21 protein-coding genes are annotated in these 18,540 nt (G+C 69.5%); 9 read left to right on the top strand and 12 right to left on the bottom strand.

Features of this window, described 5'->3' with window-relative positions; all coding sequences use genetic code 11:
- Window positions 1–226 precede the first annotated feature (226 nt).
- The gene (locus BI335_RS13780; RefSeq protein WP_133626402.1) at window positions 227–658 is read right to left on the bottom strand and encodes a hypothetical protein; all 432 of its coding nucleotides are present in this window, start codon (window positions 656–658) and stop codon (window positions 227–229) included.
- Between the two features lie 27 nt (window positions 659–685).
- On the opposite strand from BI335_RS13780, the gene BI335_RS13775 reads away from it, so the two are divergent.
- The 3 genes from BI335_RS13775 to BI335_RS13765 are packed head-to-tail and all read left to right on the top strand — an operon-like array spanning window position 686 to window position 3,407.
- Entirely contained in the window at window positions 686–1,636 is a 951-nt protein-coding gene (locus tag BI335_RS13775; protein WP_094355560.1) for a decaprenyl-phosphate phosphoribosyltransferase, read from the top strand.
- The gene (locus BI335_RS13770; RefSeq protein WP_166646851.1) at window positions 1,633–2,334 is read left to right on the top strand and encodes an SDR family oxidoreductase; all 702 of its coding nucleotides are present in this window, start codon (window positions 1,633–1,635) and stop codon (window positions 2,332–2,334) included. Before BI335_RS13775 ends, BI335_RS13770 begins: the two co-directional genes overlap by 4 nt.
- Window positions 2,331–3,407: a winged helix DNA-binding domain-containing protein gene (locus tag BI335_RS13765; RefSeq protein ID WP_208109336.1), complete on the top strand. Its 1,077-nt coding sequence runs from the start codon at window positions 2,331–2,333 to the stop codon at window positions 3,405–3,407. Before BI335_RS13770 ends, BI335_RS13765 begins: the two co-directional genes overlap by 4 nt.
- A 70-nt stretch (window positions 3,408–3,477) precedes the next feature.
- On the opposite strand, the gene BI335_RS13760 is transcribed toward BI335_RS13765, so the two are convergent.
- The 4 genes from BI335_RS13760 to BI335_RS13745 all read right to left on the bottom strand — a co-directional run bounded on the left by BI335_RS13760 (window position 3,478) and on the right by BI335_RS13745 (window position 7,631).
- Window positions 3,478–3,900, bottom strand: coding sequence for a lipoprotein LpqH (locus tag BI335_RS13760; RefSeq protein WP_133626403.1), 423 nt, complete (start codon window positions 3,898–3,900; stop codon window positions 3,478–3,480).
- Window positions 3,901–3,945: 45 nt separating this feature from the next.
- Window positions 3,946–5,481, bottom strand: a complete 1,536-nt coding sequence (locus BI335_RS13755; protein ID WP_094355563.1) for an acyl-CoA carboxylase subunit beta — start codon at window positions 5,479–5,481, stop codon at window positions 3,946–3,948.
- Between the two features lie 37 nt (window positions 5,482–5,518).
- Window positions 5,519–6,706: an acyl-CoA dehydrogenase family protein gene (locus tag BI335_RS13750; protein WP_094431549.1), complete on the bottom strand. Its 1,188-nt coding sequence runs from the start codon at window positions 6,704–6,706 to the stop codon at window positions 5,519–5,521.
- A gap of 235 nt (window positions 6,707–6,941) precedes the next feature.
- Window positions 6,942–7,631 carry an MgtC/SapB family protein gene (locus BI335_RS13745; protein WP_094355750.1) on the bottom strand — a complete coding sequence of 230 codons (690 nt, stop codon included), beginning with the start codon at window positions 7,629–7,631 and terminating at the stop codon, window positions 6,942–6,944.
- 231 nt (window positions 7,632–7,862) lie between these two features.
- Between BI335_RS13745 and BI335_RS13740 the strand changes: the two genes are divergently transcribed.
- The 4 genes from BI335_RS13740 to BI335_RS13725 all read left to right on the top strand — a co-directional run bounded on the left by BI335_RS13740 (window position 7,863) and on the right by BI335_RS13725 (window position 10,517).
- Window positions 7,863–8,339 (top strand): anthrone oxygenase family protein, encoded by a 477-nt coding sequence (locus BI335_RS13740; RefSeq protein ID WP_172421907.1) that lies wholly within the window; start codon window positions 7,863–7,865, stop codon window positions 8,337–8,339.
- A 20-nt stretch (window positions 8,340–8,359) separates the two neighbouring features.
- Window positions 8,360–9,292: an AraC family transcriptional regulator gene (locus BI335_RS13735; RefSeq protein WP_094431557.1), complete on the top strand. Its 933-nt coding sequence runs from the start codon at window positions 8,360–8,362 to the stop codon at window positions 9,290–9,292.
- A gap of 291 nt (window positions 9,293–9,583) precedes the next feature.
- On the top strand, window positions 9,584–9,751 hold the full coding sequence (rpmG, locus tag BI335_RS13730) for a 50S ribosomal protein L33 (RefSeq protein ID WP_094431544.1): 168 nt from the start codon (window positions 9,584–9,586) through the stop codon (window positions 9,749–9,751).
- Between the two features lie 148 nt (window positions 9,752–9,899).
- Entirely contained in the window at window positions 9,900–10,517 is a 618-nt protein-coding gene (locus BI335_RS13725; protein ID WP_208109337.1) for a M23 family metallopeptidase, read from the top strand.
- On the opposite strand, the gene BI335_RS13720 is transcribed toward BI335_RS13725, so the two are convergent.
- The 6 genes from BI335_RS13720 to BI335_RS21150 all read right to left on the bottom strand — a co-directional run bounded on the left by BI335_RS13720 (window position 10,518) and on the right by BI335_RS21150 (window position 14,620).
- Window positions 10,518–10,943 (bottom strand): VOC family protein, encoded by a 426-nt coding sequence (locus BI335_RS13720; protein ID WP_094431540.1) that lies wholly within the window; start codon window positions 10,941–10,943, stop codon window positions 10,518–10,520. It abuts the gene before it with no gap.
- 43 nt (window positions 10,944–10,986) lie between these two features.
- Window positions 10,987–11,646 carry a DUF899 family protein gene (locus BI335_RS13715; protein ID WP_094431538.1) on the bottom strand — a complete coding sequence of 220 codons (660 nt, stop codon included), beginning with the start codon at window positions 11,644–11,646 and terminating at the stop codon, window positions 10,987–10,989.
- Window positions 11,647–11,742: 96 nt separating this feature from the next.
- Entirely contained in the window at window positions 11,743–12,342 is a 600-nt protein-coding gene (locus tag BI335_RS13710) for an RES domain-containing protein (protein WP_229119586.1), read from the bottom strand.
- Between the two features lie 32 nt (window positions 12,343–12,374).
- On the bottom strand, window positions 12,375–13,097 hold the full coding sequence (locus tag BI335_RS13705) for a hypothetical protein (RefSeq protein ID WP_133626405.1): 723 nt from the start codon (window positions 13,095–13,097) through the stop codon (window positions 12,375–12,377).
- 70 nt (window positions 13,098–13,167) lie between these two features.
- Entirely contained in the window at window positions 13,168–13,962 is a 795-nt protein-coding gene (locus BI335_RS13700; RefSeq protein ID WP_094431532.1) for a helix-hairpin-helix domain-containing protein, read from the bottom strand.
- A gap of 25 nt (window positions 13,963–13,987) precedes the next feature.
- Window positions 13,988–14,620, bottom strand: a complete 633-nt coding sequence (locus BI335_RS21150; protein WP_166646853.1) for a TetR/AcrR family transcriptional regulator — start codon at window positions 14,618–14,620, stop codon at window positions 13,988–13,990.
- A 103-nt stretch (window positions 14,621–14,723) separates the two neighbouring features.
- Here BI335_RS21150 and BI335_RS13690 point away from each other — a divergent pair, with 103 nt between their 5' ends.
- The gene (locus BI335_RS13690; RefSeq protein ID WP_094431530.1) at window positions 14,724–16,487 is read left to right on the top strand and encodes an acetyl/propionyl/methylcrotonyl-CoA carboxylase subunit alpha; all 1,764 of its coding nucleotides are present in this window, start codon (window positions 14,724–14,726) and stop codon (window positions 16,485–16,487) included.
- Window positions 16,488–16,597: 110 nt separating this feature from the next.
- Entirely contained in the window at window positions 16,598–17,413 is an 816-nt protein-coding gene (locus BI335_RS13685) for a hypothetical protein (RefSeq protein ID WP_094355573.1), read from the top strand.
- A 223-nt stretch (window positions 17,414–17,636) separates the two neighbouring features.
- Here BI335_RS13685 and BI335_RS13680 read toward each other — a convergent pair.
- A partial coding sequence (locus tag BI335_RS13680) for an IS110 family RNA-guided transposase (RefSeq protein ID WP_094431528.1) occupies window positions 17,637–18,540 on the bottom strand: 904 nt, incomplete at its 5' end.

Genomic DNA, 18,540 nt, shown 5'->3' with positions numbered 1-18,540 from the left:
TGGTCATCATCGGCCGGCTGCGCCGCGACCCCGACACCCAGGCCTACTTCCACCGACGCACCAGCGAACACAAGACCCGCGCCGAAACCATCCGATGCCTCAAACGCCACCTCGCCCGCACCATCTATCGAAACCTCAAAACCGACCTCATGACCCCTTGACGATCTATAGGACCGTCGCAACGCGTACTCCGCTTCGCTGCGTACGCGTTGCTACTCGATGACCGTCACGGATTCCTGCGGATCGTCAGCGCGGAGACGCCGTTGTCGGCGGTGAAGGCGCCGCTCCAACCGGGTCCGGTGAAGACCAGCGAATCGCCCCGATCGGCGGTGATCCGGAATCCCGCCTGCGGCAGGCTGGTCCGCAGCCAGTCGGCGAGCTCGGCCGGTGAGGGGGAGGCGAAGGTGGCGGTGAGGACGTTCTCCTGGTCCACCTGACGCAGGATCTGGACCCCGGCCGGCAGTGTGATCGAGGCGGCCGGCACGTTCCGGAAACCGAGCTGGGCCATGCTCACCCCGCCGGCGGGAACCGCGACCGGGGTCGGCGTCGGATCCGGTGCCGGCGGCGGAGCAGCCGCCGAACAACCACCGATCACCAGGATCGCCGCGGCGGTGACCAACATCCGGCCCAGCGGCGCGCGAAAATACCCGTCCCTCACGCCAGTCACGATAGCCTCGGACCCGTCATGACTACTGAGCCTCATTCCACGGCCCCCGAGACCGAGGTCAGCGAGCGGCCCAAGACCTATCTGCCGGCCGCGATCCGCGCCATGCGCCCACGCCAGTGGGTGAAGAACGTCCTCGTCCTGGCCGCCCCGCTGACCGCCGGTCGGATCTTCGAGCCGACGGTGCTGGGGCACGTCGCGCTGGCCTTCGTCGCCTTCTCCCTGATCAGCGCCACCATCTATCTGATCAACGACGCGACCGATGTCGCCGAGGACCGGCTGCATCCGACGAAACGGTTCCGCCCGATCGCGGCCGGTGAGTTGAGCGTGCCGGCCGCCTACGTGCTCGCGGCCATCTGCTGCGCCCTGGCGCTCGGCCTCGGGTTCTGGACCGCGAAGATGCTCGGGGTGGTGCTCGCGGTCTACTTCGTGCTGCAGCTGCTCTACACCCAGTTCCTGAAGAACCAGCCGATCCTGGATCTGGCGATGGTCGCCTCCGGATTCCTGCTGCGGATGATCGCCGGCGGTGTCGCGACCTACATCGAACTGTCGGCCTGGTTCCTGCTGGTGGCCGCCTTCGGTTCGCTGTTCATGGTGGCCGGCAAGCGTTACTCGGAGATGCACGCGCTCGGTTCGGACGCGGGCACCCGGAAGTCGCTGAAGGCGTACACCATCTCCTATCTGCGGTTCGCCTGGCACCTGTCCGCGGCGATCACGCTGATGTCCTACTGCCTGTGGGCCATCGGCGGGCCGGTCGCGCAGGGTCAGCCCGCGCCGGCCACCGGCCTGTGGGGCATCCCGTGGCTGGTGATCTCGATCATCCCGTTGACCATCGGCCTGCTGCAGTACGCCCTGGAGGTCGACAAGGGTGACGCCGGTGAGCCCGAGGACGTCGTGCTCCGGCACCGGGCGCTGCAGGTCTCCGGGCTGCTCTGGATGATCTGCCTGGTGCTGGGGATCTTCTTCAAGTGAGCCGCCCCGTCGCCCTGGTCACCGGCGCCAGCCGTGGCATCGGTCGGGCGATCGCGCTCGACCTGGGCAGGGACCATCACGTGCTCGTCGGCGGTACCCGCGCGGAGACCGTCAATCCGGTGGTCGCCGAACTCCCCTCGGCCGAGCCCTTCATCGCCGATCTGACCGATCCGAGCAGCATCGACGATGCCAGCGCCGGCTCCTCCCTCGCCGAATCCCCGACCCTCGATGTGCTCGTGCATTCCGCCGGGATCATCATCAACAAGACGGTGGCCGAGGCCGGCCATGAGGACTGGGCGCAGATCCTGGGCACCAATGTCGTGGCGGTCGCCGACCTGACCCGACAGCTGCTCCCGGCCCTGCGCACCGCCGGTGGCCAGGTGGTCACGATCAACTCCGGCGCCGGTTACGTCGCCAGCCCCGGCAACGGCCTGTACGCCGCCTCCAAGTTCGCGCTGCGGGCGTTCACCGACGCGTTGCGCGAGGAGGAGCGCGGCCGGGTCCGGGTCACCTCGATCCATCCCGGCCGGGTGGACAGTGACATGCAGCGCCAGATCCAGGCCGGTTTCGGCAACGAGGACTACCGCGCCGAGATCTACCTCACCCCGGAGTCGGTCGCCGCCACCGTGCGGCTGGCCGTGGACGCCACCGACGAAGCGATGGTCGAGTCGCTGCAGATCCGTCCCGTGGTCCAGTGAGCATCGAGCGGGCCGACCTGTCGCTGGCGCGGATCCTCGCGCAGCGGCTCGCCGGTCCGCCACTGACCGATGCGACCGCCGCCGTCACCCACCTGGGCTGTGTGCAGGCACAGGATCTGCCGGGGGCACTGACCTCGGTGGCGCTGCGCACCGCCGACCGCGACCGCGCCGGGGTACGAGCCGCGCTCGATGCGGGCGAGCTGCTCCGCAGCTGGCCGATGCGCGGCACCCTGCATCTGCTCGCCGCGCGCGATGCCGCGTGGATGTGCGAGCTCACCTCCCCGCGGATGTACGCCCAGGCCGCCAAGCGACGCGCCGAGCTCGGCGTCACCGATGCGATGCTCGCCCATGCCGGTGAGCTCGCTGCCGCCGCGATCACGGCCGAGGGCCCGCGGACCCGGGCCGAGCTGATCGAGATGTGGCAGCCGCACGGGTACGCCGAACCGAGCGGGCGGGCGTACCACCTGCTGATGACCCTGTGCCACACCGGCCTGCTCGCCCAGGGTCCGCTGCGCGCGGGCGGGAAGCTGGAGCAGTGTTTCGTGGTGCTCGACGACTGGGTCCCCGAACCCGTCGCCCCCGCTGACCGGGAGGCCGCGCTGGCGCGGTGGGCGGAGCGCTATTTCGTCTCGCACGGCCCGGCCACCGCGGCCGATCTGGCGCGCTGGACCGGGCTCACCATGGGGGATGTCCGCCGCGGGATCGCAGGCGCCTCGGGGCTGGTGACCCAGGAGATCGACGGGGTCCCACACTGGTACGCCGCAGAGCTGCCGGATCTGCTGGCCGAGCACCGCCGGGCCGCCCGCGGGCTGTTGCTGCTGCCCGGTTTCGACGAGTTGATCCTCGGTTACGCCGACCGGACGCCCACCCTCGACCGCGACCACGAGACCCTCGTCGTACCGGGCCGCAACGGGATGTTCAAGCCGACCGTGGTCACCGGCGGCCGCGCCGTCGGCACCTGGCGCAGGGTGAAGGTCAAGGGCGCCGAGCGGATCGAGGCGACCCCCTTCCCCGGCGCGAAACTCCCCGCCGAAGCCAGTCTCACCCGCGCCTTCTCGCGGCTCCCCGCCTGAACTTTGTCAGCGACTATTGCCCGTCCTTCGAACGAGGACCGGCCATAGTTGCTGACAAAGTTCGGTGCGCTCAGCCGACCGAGTTGCAGGTGACGGTCAGGGTGAAGTCCTCGGCGCCGCCGCCGGGCTGACCGTTCTGGCTGACCCGCTCCAGATTGCCGTTGACCACGAAGGTCTTGTTGCTGCGGGTCACCACGGCGCGGCCGATGTTCTCCTCGGCGCGCATCATCATCGAGGCCTGCGACTTGGAACCCATCACCACCGCGATCGCCTTCGGCTGCGGTTCGTCGGTCACCGCGACCTTGGCGGAGGCGGCCCCGGATTCCAGGGTGAGCAGCAGCCCGTCCGGACGCTTCTCACATTTGATGCTGCTCGCCTTGTAGGTCTGCCCCTCGACCTGGAACTGGCCGCTGCCACCGGCGATCAACGAACAACCGGACAGGGCGAGCGCCGCGAAGCCCACCGCGGGGGCGTACCACCAAGATCTCTGCACGCGCTCACCCTAACGGCCGATCAGACCGGCGGCACGCCGTGCCGATCAGACCGGCGGCACGCCGTGCCGACGCGCGGGGCGGTCCCGGTCCTTGCCGGCGGCCGCCGCGAAGCGTGCGATGAGCTCCCCACGTACCTCGTCGGGGTTGATGATGCCGTCGATCACCAGATCCGAGGCGAGCCGCAGGATGTCGATATCGGCCTCGTATTCCTCCCGGAGCCCGGTGACGTACGCCTCCCGCTCGGCCTCGTCCTCGATCGCGTTGATCTTGTTGGCATAGACCGCATTGATCGCCGCCTCCGGGCCCATCACCGCGATCTTCGCGGTCGGCAGCGCCAGGCAGGCATCCGGCGCGAACCCCGGACCGCACATCGCATAGAGCCCGGCACCGTAGGCCTTGCGGACCACCAGCGACACCGTCGGTACCGAGGCCTCGGCCATCGCGGTGATCATCTTGGCACCGTGCCGGATGATCCCCTGCCGCTCCACCGCCGAACCGATCATGAACCCGGGCACATCACAGAGATAGAGCAGCGGGATGTTGAAGGCATCGCAGAGCCAGATGAACCGGGCGGCCTTGTCGGCGGAGTCGACGAACAGCACACCGCCCTTGACCGCCGGCTGATTGGCCACCACGCCGACCGGATTTCCTTCCAGCAGGCCGATTCCGACGACCAGCTCGGGCGCGAACAGCGGCTTCACCTCGAAGAACGAATCCTCGTCGGTGATCGCGTCGATCACCGAATGGATGTCGTAACCGACCGACTCCGAAGCCGGTACCAGGTCGTCGGTGAACTCGCGGGCGGGCGGCGCCGGCTCCTGGGTCGGCGGCTGCTCGCGCCAGTTCAGCGGCAGATAGGAGAACCAGTGCTTGGCCTGCTCGATCGCATCGGTGTCGTCGGTCGCGAGCTGGTCACCGCAGCCGGAGACGGTGGCATGCATCCGGGCACCGCCCATCTCCTCCAGGGAGACCTTCTCGCCGACCACCATCTCGGCCATCCGGGGCGAACCGAGATACATCGAGGCATTCTCCTCGACCATGATCACCAGGTCGGTGAAGGCGGGGATGTAGGCCCCGCCGGCGGCCGAGGGGCCGAACAGGCAGCAGATCTGCGGCACCTTGCCCGAGAGCTGGACCTGGTTGCGGAAGATCCGCCCCGCCCCGCGGCGGCCCGGGAAGAGCTGCACCTGATCGGTGATCCGGGCACCGGCGGAGTCGATGAACCAGAAGATCGGCAGTTCCTCGCTGAGCGCCGCCTCGGTGACCCGGATGATCTTCTCCACCGTCCGCGCGCCCCAGCTGCCGGCCTTCACCGACGGGTCGTTGGCGACCACCAGCGCCGGCCGGCCCTCGACCAGGCCGCGGCCGGTGACCACACCGTCGGCAGGCAGATTGCCGGCCAGGGCATTGGCCAACTGCCCGTCCTCGATGAAGGTGCCCTCGTCGAAGAGCAGCGCGATCCGGTCCCGGACGAACAGCTTGTGCTGGCTGTCCAGTTTGGCCCGGGCCTTCTCGCCCAGGGTTCCGGTGGCGGCCCGAGCCGCGTCGATGTCGGCAGCGGTGCTGATGCCGTCCACCATGGGTGCTCCGTTCCCTCGTTCCACTCGGCTGGCAGGCTCACTCGACCGGCAGGCCGAGGCCCCGGGCGATCAGCATCCGCTGCACCTCCGAGGTGCCCTCCCCGATCTCCAGGATCTTGGCGTCGCGATAGAACCGGGCCACCGGGTATTCCTCGATGAAACCGTAGCCACCGAAGATCTGCGCGGCGATCCGGGTCGCGGTGACCGCCGCCTCCGAGGTGTGCAGTTTGGCGATCGCGGCGGCCCGCTTGTACGCCGCCAGCTGCTTCTTGCTCGGCTGGGCGGGCATCGCGTCCTTCATCGCCGCGGCGGAATAGACGAGCAGGTGGCCGACGTGGGCGGCCACATCGAGGTCAGCGAGCTGGAAGGCGACACCCTGCTTGCGGCCGATCGGGCCGCCGAAGGACTGCCGCGTGCCGGCGTACTCGACGGCGAGATCGCGGCAGGCACGGACGCAACCCAACCCCAGGGCGGCGATCGCAACGCGGCCATCATCCAATGTGGACAGGAATTGCGCGTACCCACGTCCGCGCGGACCGAGCAGATTGGCCTCGGGCACCCGCACGTTCTCGAAGGTCAGCGGGTGGGTGTCGGAGGCGTGCCAGCCGAGCTTGTCGTACGCCGGTTCGACGGTGAAACCCTCGGTGCCGTTGGGAATCATGATCGCCGACAGCTCCGGACGGCCGTCCTCGCGGGTGCCGGTGCGGGCGGTGACGGTGACCACCGAGGTGATGTCGGTCCCGGAGTTGGTGATGAACTGCTTGGCACCGTTGACCACCCACTCGCCGTCGGTCAGCTCGGCCTTCGTCCGGGTGGCACCGGCGTCCGAACCGGCCTCGGGTTCGGTGAGCCCGAAGCCCGCAAGTGCCTTGCCGGCAACCAGATCCGGCAGCCAGCGGTCCTTCTGCTCCTGGGTGCCGAAGTTGACGATCGGGTTGATGCCCAGGCCGACGCCGGCCTCCAGGGTGATGCCCAGGGACTGGTCGACCGCACCCAGTTCCTCGATGGCGACGCACAGGCCGGTGAAGTCACCGGTGCCGCCGAACTCCTCCGGGGCGTGCAGGCCGAACAGACCCAGCTCACCCATCTTCTGGACGGTCTCCAGCGGGAAGGTGTGCTCGCGGTCCCACTGGGCCGCGTTCGGAGCGACCTCGTTGCGGGCGAAGTCGGCGACCACCGCCCGCAGATCCTGGTGGTCATCGGACAGCTCGAACTGTGTGCTCATCCCGCTCCTCATCGATGTCGGCGAAGAAAATACTAGGACATCCTAGTAAATTGCGGTACTCGCGCTCCCCACGGTCATCGAGTAGCAACCCATGCGCAGCGAAGCGGAGCAATGGGTTGCGTGTCGAGATGAACGACACCGGCTCATCGAGCGTTGACCCACGTTCATCGAGTAGCAACCCATGCGCAGCGAAGCGGAGCAATGGGTTGCGTGTCGAGATGAACGGAGCGGGAGTTCAGTCCGCGTCGTCCTCCGCCTCGAGGATCACGCTGCGTACATCGGGCAGCTCACTGAGCTGCACCATCAGGTCGCGCAGCGGCAGCGCACCGCGGAACCGCATCCGGACCTCGACGCCCTCCCAGTCGTCGGCGGTCACCTGTCGGGTCGAGTCGATGGTGCCGTCGAAGCGCATCTCCCCCGCGGCCAGCATGATCCGCCGCAGCGCTCCGCGGCCGTCGGTGTAGCGGATCCGCAGGGTCCGCTTGGCCTCGGCATTGGGCAGCCGGCGCAGCAGCGGCGAGACCACGAAGATCACCACGAAGTGCAGCAGCGTGAACAGCGCAGCCATCGGGATCAGGTTCGCACCAGCAGCCATCCCGACCGCGGCGGCGAGCCAGACCGTGGCGGCGGTGGTCAAGCCGCGGATCGCGTCCCGGTTCACGAAGATCACCCCGGCCCCGAGGAAGCCGACACCGGAGACGATCTGGGCGGCGATCCGGGAGCCGTCCCACTGGATCGGTTCGCGTTCCAGCACCGGCATGCCGTGGATCGATACCAGGGTGAACAGGCAGCTGCCGAGGCCGACCAGGGCATGGGTACGCACCCCGGCGGGTTTGCGGCGCAGCTGCCGCTCCATCCCGATGATCGTGCAGAGCACGAATGCCGCCAGCGCGCACCAGAGATCCTCGAGCGTGAGGCTCCGCATCGTGAACACCAGGTCTCCCTTCCGCAACAGGTTTCCCAGCGGGCGGTGAAACGCCCCTGACCCGGCTATACCCGCCGGGCGGGACGAGCGGTGGGGCGACGCGCACACCACCCCGGGATGAGACGCTGACGTATGCAGGTGAGCGCACAGGCCATGGTTACGCTCACCGAAACCCGATCGAATGGCGTGCAGGTCGGCGTACCCGACGCCGCCACGAACCGGGAGAGCCAGATGCTTCGAACCCTCGCGCTCACCGCGGCCACCCTGACCGGGGTGACCGCCGTGGTCTACCTCAACTTCTCGGCGCGGGTGATGCCGGCCCTGGCGAAGCTGCCCAATCCCGCGGGGATCGCCAAGATGCAGCAGTTCAACCGGACCGCGGTGCAACCACCGTTCATGATCTGCTTCTTCGGCGCCGCCGTGCTCGGTGGCTACCTGATCGTGCGGGTCGCCCGCGGTGAACGCGGCACCGCCGACCTGCTCGCCGCGGCCGGCGGGGCGGCGTACCTGGCCGGTTTCCTGCTCACCATCGGCTATCACGTGCCGCTGAACAACAAGGTCGATGCGCTCACCCCGACCGATCCGGCGGCGGTCGGCGTCTGGCGGGATCATCTGACCGACTGGACCCGGGCGAACACGGTGCGCGCGGTGCTCTCGGTCCTCGGCACCGGCGCGCTGATCGGCGCTGCTCTCGCGCCGCCCCAGTGAGCGCACTAGCGTCGGTGGGCGTGGACCCACTGACCGACTTCCTGGACGGGCCGCGGGCGCGGGGAGCGTTCGTGCTGCACCTGCAGCTGGCCCGGCCGTGGTCGGTGGACATCGCCGACGATGCCCCGCTGACGCTGATGGCGGTGCTGACCGGGGACGCCTGGCTGCGTCCGGTCGGGCATCCGCCGACGCTGTTGCAGGCCGGCGACGTGGCGTTGGTACGCCGGGGCGTGCGTTATGTGGTGGCGGATTCGGCGGATCGGGAGCCGGACGTGCGGATCGGGCCCGGTCAGACCTGCACCGGCAGCGGCGGCCGGGACCTGTCCGACGAGTGGGGTATCGGGCCTCGGCGCTGGGGCAACGATCCCGCCGGCGGTGACACCATGCTGGTCGGCAGCTATCTGGTGGGAGCCGAGACCGGTGGGCTGCTGCTGCGCGCCCTGCCGGAGGTGGCGGTGGTCCGGGCCGTATCGACGCCGGTGCTGGAACTGCTCGTGCAGGAGGCCGGCCGGACCGGGGTGGCGCAGGCCAGTGTGCTGGATCGGTTGCTGGACGTGTTGCTGATCTCGGTGGTCCGGGCCTGGGCCGAGTCGGCGCCCGAGGGCGAACCGAACTGGCTCACCGCCGGACGGGATCCGCTGGTCCGCGACGCGTTGCGACTGATGCACGCCCGGCCCGGCGATGGCTGGACCGTGGAATCGCTGGCGGCCGCGGTGGGCACCTCGCGGGCCGCGCTGGCCCGCCGGTTCACCCAGTTGGTCGGGATGCCGCCGATCGCGTACCTCAGCCAGTGGCGGCTGGCACTGGCCGCGGATCTGCTGCAGGACCCCGCGCTGACACTGGCGGCGGTGTCGCGGCGGGTCGGGTATGCGACCCCGTTCAGCATGAGCGCGGCGTTCAAGAAGCAGTACGGGGTCAGCCCCCAGCAGTACCGCACCGCGCACGCCGGCTGAGCGAGCGAGGAACGAGCGAGTCGAAGCCAAGTCCTCAACCCCGCACTGACCGACCGGTCGAACCCCATTTTCCGCCCCTCGTGCTCGGCGGCGGGCCGCAGACCCGCATCCGCTCGTCACTACTCACGCACTGGAGTAGAAAAATGGGGTTCGACCGAACGGTAGGTCAGGCTTGAACCGAGCCCTCGACCCGGCCCGCGCCGGGTCAGTCTGCCGCACCCGCTACTGGGAATGATTTTCACCGGCTGGGTGTTGACCAGGCAACCACCTGCGCGAGAGGAGCCAACCGAGATGGCCAAGCGAAACGAACTGCGACCGATCATCAAGATGCGGTCCAGCGCGGGGACCGGCTATGCCTACGTGACCCGCAAGAACCGGCGTAACGACCCCGACCGGCTGACGCTGCGGAAGTTCGACCCGATCGTCCGTCAGCATGTGGAGTTCAAGGAAGCCCGCTGACGCTCGGCGAGTAACCGCCAAGCGAAGCCCCCGTACCGACCGCGAGGCCCCTGCTGCGGCAGGGGCCTCGTCACCGGTGCGGGGGTTCGTCGATTTGCCGCAGCCGCTACCAGGCACGAGGATCGGATCGTTCCACGAGAGGACTCTGATGACCCGCCCCGGCCTCCCCCGCCTCGCCCTGGTCGGCCTGTGCTCCGCCGCCCTGCTCGGTGCCGGGATCGGCCAGGCATCGGCCGATCCCACCCCGACGCCGTCGCGCAGCCCGCTGCCCGAACGGAAGCCATTGCCGACCGAGGTTCCCTGCTCCCCCGTCGATCCCGCGGTCTCGGGACTTGGCCCCGGCTGGGGCGCGATGGGCCCCAGGGGCGGGCACACCGGCCTGGACTTCCCCGCCCCGGCAGGCACCCCGGTACGGGCGCCGGCGGCCGGTGTGGTCGTCCCACCGAGTGCGGGCGACTGGGCCGGCACCCATGTGGTGCTGCGACATGCTGATGGGAGCCTCAGCGTCTATGCCCATCTGTCCGCGACCACCGTCGGAGTGGGCGACATGGTCACCGCCGGTCAGCAGATCGGTGCGATCGGCACCACGGGCAAGTCGTTCGGGCCGCACCTGCATCTGGAGCGCTATCCCGGTGGCGCGCTCGGCGATCGCTACCGGACCGGCGATCCGCTCACCTGGCTGCAGGCCCGCCCCTGCCAGGCCCCGGCCGCCACGACCGCACCGTCCCCCGAGCGATCCGGCGGCCTGGCCAGCACCGGCGACTGATCACTCCCCGCGGTCGACGTAGAGGCAGAACGGATGCCCGGCCGGGTCGCTGAGCACCCGGACATCGTCCTGTGGTTGGAAATCCGCGACCGTGGCACCGAGTTGCTGGGCATCGGCGACGGCCGCCGCCAGGTCCTCGACAGCGATGTCCAGATGCAACTGCATCTGCTGATCACCGGGCCCACCCGGCCAGACCGGCGGCACATGGTTCTCCTCCAGCTGGAAGGCCAGGTTCACCGGCAGATCCCGCACCTGCATGGTCACCCAGTCGTCGGCTTCGGTGGAGATCGGCCAGCCGAGCAGCCGCTCGTAGAACCGCGCCAACCCGCGCGGATCCGGCGTACCCAGCACGATGCCCAGCCAGCCATCGCGCCGCCGCCCGCGGATCGGCCCGAGCTTCTCATCGGATCGTTCATCAGTGGTCATGCCCCGACCCTGTCAGCCGCGACCGACAGTCACTGGTGCCACCTCAGTATTCGTCGTGCCGTCTGGTCCTGCTGAATGCCTCGGTCTGCGGCCAGCCCGCCGGGGAGTCCTCCCAGGTCTCCTGCCGGCCATAGATCGTCCGGTCGAGATAGCCGGCCTCGGAGCTGAACGGCTCGACCCCGCGGCCGGTGGTGGAATAGGTGAGGTAGGCCTGCTCGCCGACCTTCAGCAGGAAGCTGACCCCGGGCACCTCGCCGCCGTCGCGGGTCCATCCCCAGTCGTCGTTGTAGCTGGTCTCCCCCGCCGAGACCCACGGTTCGCGCCAGCCCATCCGCTCCGAATAGGCCGTCAGTTTTTCAACCGGGGCACGAGAAATGCGCACGAAGCGGATCCCGTATGGTGCGAAGTGCGCGGTGTGCGGGAGGCTGTCGGCCAGGTTCGAACACGACGGGCAGCCGGCGTCCCAGTCGCTGTCGAACATGAAGTGCTGGATGATCAGCTGCTCCGCATCACCGAACAGGTCGAGCAGCGTCACCGGCCCGTCGGGTCCGGCGAAGGTGTAGTTCTGCACCGGCGTCATCGGCAGCCGACGCCGCGCGGCACTCACCTCGTCACCGAGTCTGGTGAGCTCCTTCTCCCGTGCCAATTGCTGGTCGGCGGCCTGCTGCCACGCGGCGCGGTCCACGATCTGGGGCTGTGCCATGGTTCCTCCTCGGCTCGGCTCTGCGTCTCGAGACGAGTCTGCGCCCGTACGCCCCCGCGGGCTTCTCCGATCTTGCGGGGCCGTCGGTACGCGAGCTCAGATCGGTGGAACGCGGGGGACCGAGTATCCGATCTCGGTGGAGATCGCGTCGATCAGGGCAGTCAGGATCGGCAGATCCAGGCGGCCGGTTCGGGTCGGCCGGGCAGGAAACGAGTCACGGGCAGGGTTGAAGAGGGTGACCGCGTGATCGTTGGTCATCGTCGAGTTCGTCAGGATCCCGTCGAGATCCGGCCATTGCCCGTGAATCGCTCGCGCCCACGCTCGGCAGGTCGCTCGCTCGCCGTGCATCAACGCGGTCGCGGCCTGATGGCGGATCAGCCACCGTCCGGTCAGATCCAGCAACCGCAGCGGCCGGGTGGGCTGCCAGATCAGATAGGCGGGCTGCCCGGTATGGATATCGATGGTTCGAGTCGCCTGCCCCACCTCGGCCAGCGCCGTCGCCAGCGTGCTCGCGGCGTACATCACTCCATGCTGCGGGTACTCCCGCGCCGGTTCGGGCATCGGATCCCACCGACACAGCGACAACGGTCCGAAGCTGCGCAGCTCGTTCCACGGCAACGCATGCGCACCGGAGGTCTTGAAGATCCGGACCAACGGTTGCTGCCAGGCAACAACATCGCTGTCGCTGCGCCGCAACGGCTCAGGCGGAGCCGCGGGCGCCTTCGAGGTCACCGGTCCAGCTCGGACAGCAGGCGCGCCACGGCAGCGGCCGGGTTCCCAGCGCGCAGCCAGTCATGCGGCGTCAGTCCCGCCAACTCCTCGAACTCGGTACCCATGAACGTCTCGACCGCGGAGGGGACCATCCCTGCGGGAATGGCCGGCACCACCTCGCCGAGTCCCGGCAGCGGTTCGCCGTCGATGAACTGCCAGCGCGGATAGCGATCAACACCGCGCACCTGGAAGCGATACAGCTGCCCCTTGCCGGCCCAGCGGGACACCACGCTGCGGTCGCGGGACACCATCCGCGCGACCTCTGCTGCGGTCACCGTCGATGCCAGCGTCTGCTGCGCACCTTCGCGCCGCGCCCGCACCGTTGCCGCCGCCGCGACCTGGGGCTCCAACAACGCGGTCGTCACCGCGGGCTCGAGACCAGCGAACTCGACCAATGCGGCCGCGTCATCTTCGGACAGCGCCTGGGTCGACCCACCGGACTCCGCTTCCTCGAACAGCGCCACCAGTTCCTCGGGTGAATCCACATCTTCGGTCACGCTCAACCCGACGGTGAGCGCCTGGACCAGGCGCTCCCGGCTCAGCGTGCCGGCACCGACCTCGGCGGGTTCCAGATCCTTCGGGAAGGCGTTCTCGGCCACCAGCCGGTATGCGTGCACCGGTGTGGTCGATGAACGGAGTCCGTGGCGGTGCCGAGCAGCACCCTGCTTGCGTCGAGTCATAACACCAGTTTACATAGCCATGCAACCTTGTGCATAGCTGTGCAGTGGATCAGCGAAGGGGTACGCCGGTTCAGTCGGCGAAGGACCAGCCCCGCTCGGCCAGGGCATCGCGGAGGAAGCCGATCGCCATCGGCCCGACACCGTGCAGGGCGGCCAGCTCCCGCTCCGACCATTCGCGCACCTGCTCCAGCGTCCACACCCCCTCGGCCCGCAGCGCCCGGGTCGCCGGGGCGCCGATCCGCGGCAGCGGCGTACCCTCCGGAGCGGCCTGGCGATCGGCCCGCACCGCCCCTGTCTCCGCGTCGATCAGCGCCGCCCCGCGCGGCGAGATCCGGTAGCCGATGTCCAGCGACTCGGTCAGCCCGAGCTCCTTGAGCTTGCGGACATCCCGCTTGAACTCCGGGGTGTCCCGGCCCAGCTCGGCGGCCAGTTCCGGAGCGCGCACGGTCGGGCGGCGGTCGATGATCGCCAGCGTCGCGCGGGTCCACGGCCCGATCGCCGACGCCGCATCGAGCCGGTCCAGCCGACCGACGAGCCGGGCGAGCTCCGCCGCGTCCGGCACGCTGGCCCGCAGCGACTCCCGCGGATCGGCCCCGGCATAGCGCAGGCCGACCTGCCAGATCGGCCGATCCGCCTTCGCCGCCAGCATTTCCTTCAATCCCTTCAACGAACCGGCGCCGGCCCGCCGGGCCTGGGCGGCGGTGAGCTTCGAGACCGCGACCTGCTCGACGCTGGTCACCTCGATCAGCCCGACGCGGGTGCGCAGGCCGGTGCCGACGCGCACCCGGGGGCGATCCCAGCGGCGGAACGCGAGATCCACCTCCCCCGCCCTGATCGCCGCGAGCGTGTCCGGCCGGATCATCATGGCGGTGAATCTATCCCCACCCGGATCAGTGCCGCAGCAGCACCATCAACCGCAACCATCCCGCCGGGTCCAACTCGGCATCCCCGGCCACTCCGCCGGCCAGTCCCGACACCATCAGCGCCAGGGCATCCGCGGCGGCCTGCACCTCGGCAGCGGCACCGCCCAGAATCCGTGCCTGGGTGAGGAATCCGGTGATCGAGGCCAACACCGCGACCGCCATCGCTGCCGGTTCCGGTTCGGCACGCACCGCCCCGCCCTCCTGCAGCGCGGCCAGGTATGCCGCCAGCGCCACCTGCATCGCATGCCGCAGCTCGGCGGCCACCGCGGCCCCGACACCGAGCACCCGCCGGTCATCGAGCAGCGCGGCCACCAGCAGCGGCTCACCGAGCAGGGCCAGCACCACCCGGCGTACCCCCTCACCCAGGCCACCGGGACCGCTGCGGCGTACCCGTTCGATCACCCGATCCAGCGAGAGCTGCAGCAGCTCCTCGAGCAGCTCCTGCTTGTCGCCGAACTCGAGATAGAACGCGCCCTTGCCGATCCCGGCCTCGGTGGCGACCCGAGTGATGGTCATCGCATCGAACCCGCGGTGCACCAGCACCCCCTCCGCGGCCGCCAGCACCCGCTCGCGCCGGTGCGCGATCCGCGGTCGGGGCACCTCCACCTCCGTAGTGACCGGATTCGTCAACTGGTCAGCAAAGTTATCAGGGGTCGGTACGCCTCCCCTAGACTCCGGCTGCAGCCGATTCGAAGGAGAAGCAATGGCCATCAGCAAGGTGCTCGTCGCCAACCGCGGTGAGATCGCCGTCCGCGTCATCCGCGCCGCCCGCGACGCCGGCCTGGGCAGCGTCGCGGTGTACGCCGAACCGGACGCCGATGCGCTCTTCGTCCGGCTCGCCGACGAGGCGTACTCCCTCGGTGGCGCCACCCCGGCCGACTCCTACCTCGACATCGGCAAGATCATCGAGGCCGCCAAGCAGTCCGGTGCCGACGCGATCCACCCCGGCTATGGCTTCCTGGCCGAGAACGCCGACTTCGCCCAGGCGGTGATCGATGCCGGGCTGACCTGGATCGGCCCGCCGCCGAAGGCCATCGATTCCCTCGGGGACAAGGTCAAGGCCCGCCACATCGCCGACAGGGTCGGTGCCCCGCTGGTACCGGGCACCAAGGAACCGGTCGCCGACGCCGACGAGGTGGTCGCCTTCGCCGAGGAGAACGGGCTGCCGATCGCGATCAAGGCGGCCTATGGCGGCGGTGGGCGAGGCCTCAAGGTGGTCCGCGACAAGGCCGAGATCCGTGACGCCTTCGACTCCGCGGTCCGTGAGGCGGTCACCGCCTTCGGCCGCGGTGAATGCTTCGTGGAACGATTCCTCGACCACCCCCGGCACGTCGAGACCCAGTGCCTGGCCGACCAGCACGGCAATGTGGTCGTCGTCTCCACCCGCGACTGCTCGCTGCAACGCCGCAACCAGAAGCTGGTCGAGGAGGCCCCGGCGCCCTTCCTCTCCGACGCCCAGCTCGATCGGCTCTACTCCGCCTCCAAGGCGATCCTGACCGAGGCCGGCTACGTCGGCGCCGGCACCTGCGAGTTCCTGGTCGGGGTGGACGGCACCATCTCCTTCCTGGAGGTGAACACCCGGCTGCAGGTCGAGCACCCGGTCTCCGAAGAGGTGGCCGGGGTGGACCTGGTCCGCGAGATGTTCCGGATCGCCGACGGGGAGGAGCTCGGCTACGACGACCCGGAGCTGCGCGGGCACTCGATCGAGTTCCGGATCAACGCCGAGGACGCCGGCCGCAACTTCATGCCCGCCCCCGGTACGCTCACCCGCTGGCTGCCGCCGACCGGCCCGGGCGTACGCGTCGACGAGGGCTATCTCGAAGGCATGACCGTCCCCGGCTCCTTCGACTCGCTGGTCGCCAAGATCATCGTCACCGGTGCCAGCCGCGAACAGGCGATCGAACGCTCCCGCCGCGCGCTCGCCGAGACCGTCATCGACGGCATGCCGACCGTGCTGCCCTTCCACCGCGCCGTCCTCGACGACCCGGCGTACACCGCCCCCGATGGTGACTTCGCCGTGCACACCCGCTGGATCGAGACCGAGTTCGACAACCAGATCGCGCCGTGGAGCGGGGACGCCGGCGGTGAGCAGGCCGAGCCGACCGAGAAGACGGCGGTCGTGGTGGAGGTGAACGGCAAGCGGATCGAGGTCAAGCTGCCCGCCACCCTGGGCACCCTGTCCGGCGGTGGTGGCGGTGGGGTGAAGAAACCGCGCCGCCGGTCCGGCAGCGGGCAGGCCAAGGCGGCGTCCTCGACCTCGCTCACCTCGCCGATGCAGGGCACGATCGTCAAGGTCGCGGTCGCCGAGGGTGACGAGGTCGCCGAGGGTGACACCGTGGTGGTGCTGGAGGCGATGAAGATGGAGCAGCCGCTCACCGCGCACCGGGGCGGCAAGATCTCCGCGCTGAACGCCGAGGTCGGGGCCACGGTGAGCGCGGGTGCGGTGATCTGCGAGATCGTCGACTGAGACGCCCGTTCCCACCGAGTGAGTCAGCTGACCAACCGAGAGGCCCGCCCCGATCAGGGGTGGGCCTTTCCGGTTCCCCGGATTGGGGGCAGACGGGCACAATGGGGGGTATGGACTTCGTCATACTGCTCGTGATAATCGCCCTGGTGGTGGGTGGTGGCTACTTCGTCAGCAGACGAGCCACCCTGCAGCGCCAGCAGCGTGAACGAGCGGAGCTGGAGTCGCAGCTCACCGCCTCCCGCAAGGTCGCCGATGAGGACGTCACCAAGTTCGGTGAGGAACTGCAGGCCCTCGACTCCGATGTCGCCGGGCACGCGCTGGACGAGGCGATGCAGCAGGACTACACGCGGGCGCTGGATTCCTACGACGATGCGAAGCAGTCCCTGGACGCGGTGACCAAGCCCGATGAGATCAAGCACGTCACCGAGATCCTCGAGGACGGCCGGTACGCCATCGCCTGCGTGAAGGCGCGGTTGGCCGGTCAGCCGCTGCCGCAGAAGCGGCCGCCGTGCTTCTTCAACCCCGCCCACGGCCCCTCCACCGAGAATGTCTCCTGGGCCCCGCCCGGTGGCTCCCCCCGCGATGTCCCGGCCTGCGCCGCGGACGCCGAGCGGGTCAAGGCCGGCGCCGATCCCTACATCCGCACCGTGCAGGTCGGCGCCCAGCGGGTGCCCTACTGGCAGGGCGGCCCGGCCTACCAGCCGTACGCCCAGGGCTACTACAACTCCTGGCGCGGTTCGGACATGCTGACCGGCATGATGGTCGGCGGCCTGCTCTTCGGCGGTGGCGGGAACCTGTTCGCCGGCATCGGTGAGGGCTTCGGCGCGATCGGCGAGGGCGTCGGTGACATGTTCGAGGGCATCGGCGACGGCTTCGGCGACATCGGTGAGGGCATCGGCGACATGTTCGACGGCTTCTTCGACTAGTCGTCGGCTCGCGCGCGGCGCGCCATGACCCCGCTCTTCGGCCCAGTCGTCGAAATCCACGCGGGCCGTCTGTGCCGGGTCGCCTCCGTGGCGCGGGGATTTCTCCTTGATGGGCCTGCATCGCGGGGACGCGCCGCCAGACGCTCGCCTCCCGTAGCGCTCATCGAGTAGCTCGGCATGCGCAGCGAAGCGGAGCAGTGGTCAGCGACGGTCCTATAGATCGTCAAGTGGTCATGAGGTCGGTTTTGAGGTTTCGGTAGATGGTGCGGGCGAGGTGGCGTTTGAGGCATCGGATGGTTTCGGCGCGGGTCTTGTGTTCGCTGGTGCGTCGGTGGAAGTAGGCCTGGGTGTCGGGGTCGCGGCGCAGCCGGCCGATGATGACCATGTAGAGCGCGGAGTTGGCCTGGCGGTCCCCGCCACGGTTCAGCCGGACCCGTCCGCTGCTGGTGTGGCCCGAGGAGGCCGGGATCGGGCTGACCCCGCACAAGGCGGCGAACGCCGCCTCGGAGTGCATGCGCTCGATGTTCTGCCCGGCGGTGATCACCAGCTGAGCGGTGGTCTGCACCCCGACCTGGGGCATCGCCATCACCGACGGAGCGGCCTGCCGGGTCAACACCCGCAGAGTCTTGTCGGCGGCGGTGATCTCGGCATCCAGGGCCTGGATCCGGCGGGCGATCATCCGCAGGGCGTGTTTGGTGGCCTGGACCGGGTCGGCCAGCCGGGCACCGTCGGGCCGGTAACCGGCGGCCCGGGTCACCCGTTGCCGTGCGGTGCAGCCGATCAGCTCGTCATGGATCACCGCGGGGGCGGTGGTGATCAGATCACGCAACTGGCCATAGGCCGCGGTGCGGTCCTTGACCGCCCGATCCCGGGGGACCTTGATCACCCGGATCGCTTCGACCACACCGGTCTTGACCTTCGGCCGGGCGGTCGCGGTGCCGTTCAGCACCGCCCGGGCCGCGGACTCGGCATCGATCACATCGGACTTGCCCCGCCGCGCCCGGGTGGTCTTATCGGGCCGGTTGACCTCGATCACCTCGATCCCGGCCGCCAGCAGATGCACCGTCAACCCGGCCCCATACGAACCGGTCGACTCGACCCCGATCGCGGTGATCGGTCCGTGGCCG

Source organism: Enemella evansiae (assembly GCF_002250705.1).
GTDB lineage: Bacteria > Actinomycetota > Actinomycetes > Propionibacteriales > Propionibacteriaceae > Enemella > Enemella evansiae.
Note: the sequence above shows the minus strand (reverse complement) of the source record. Positions and strands in the feature narration are given on the sequence as shown.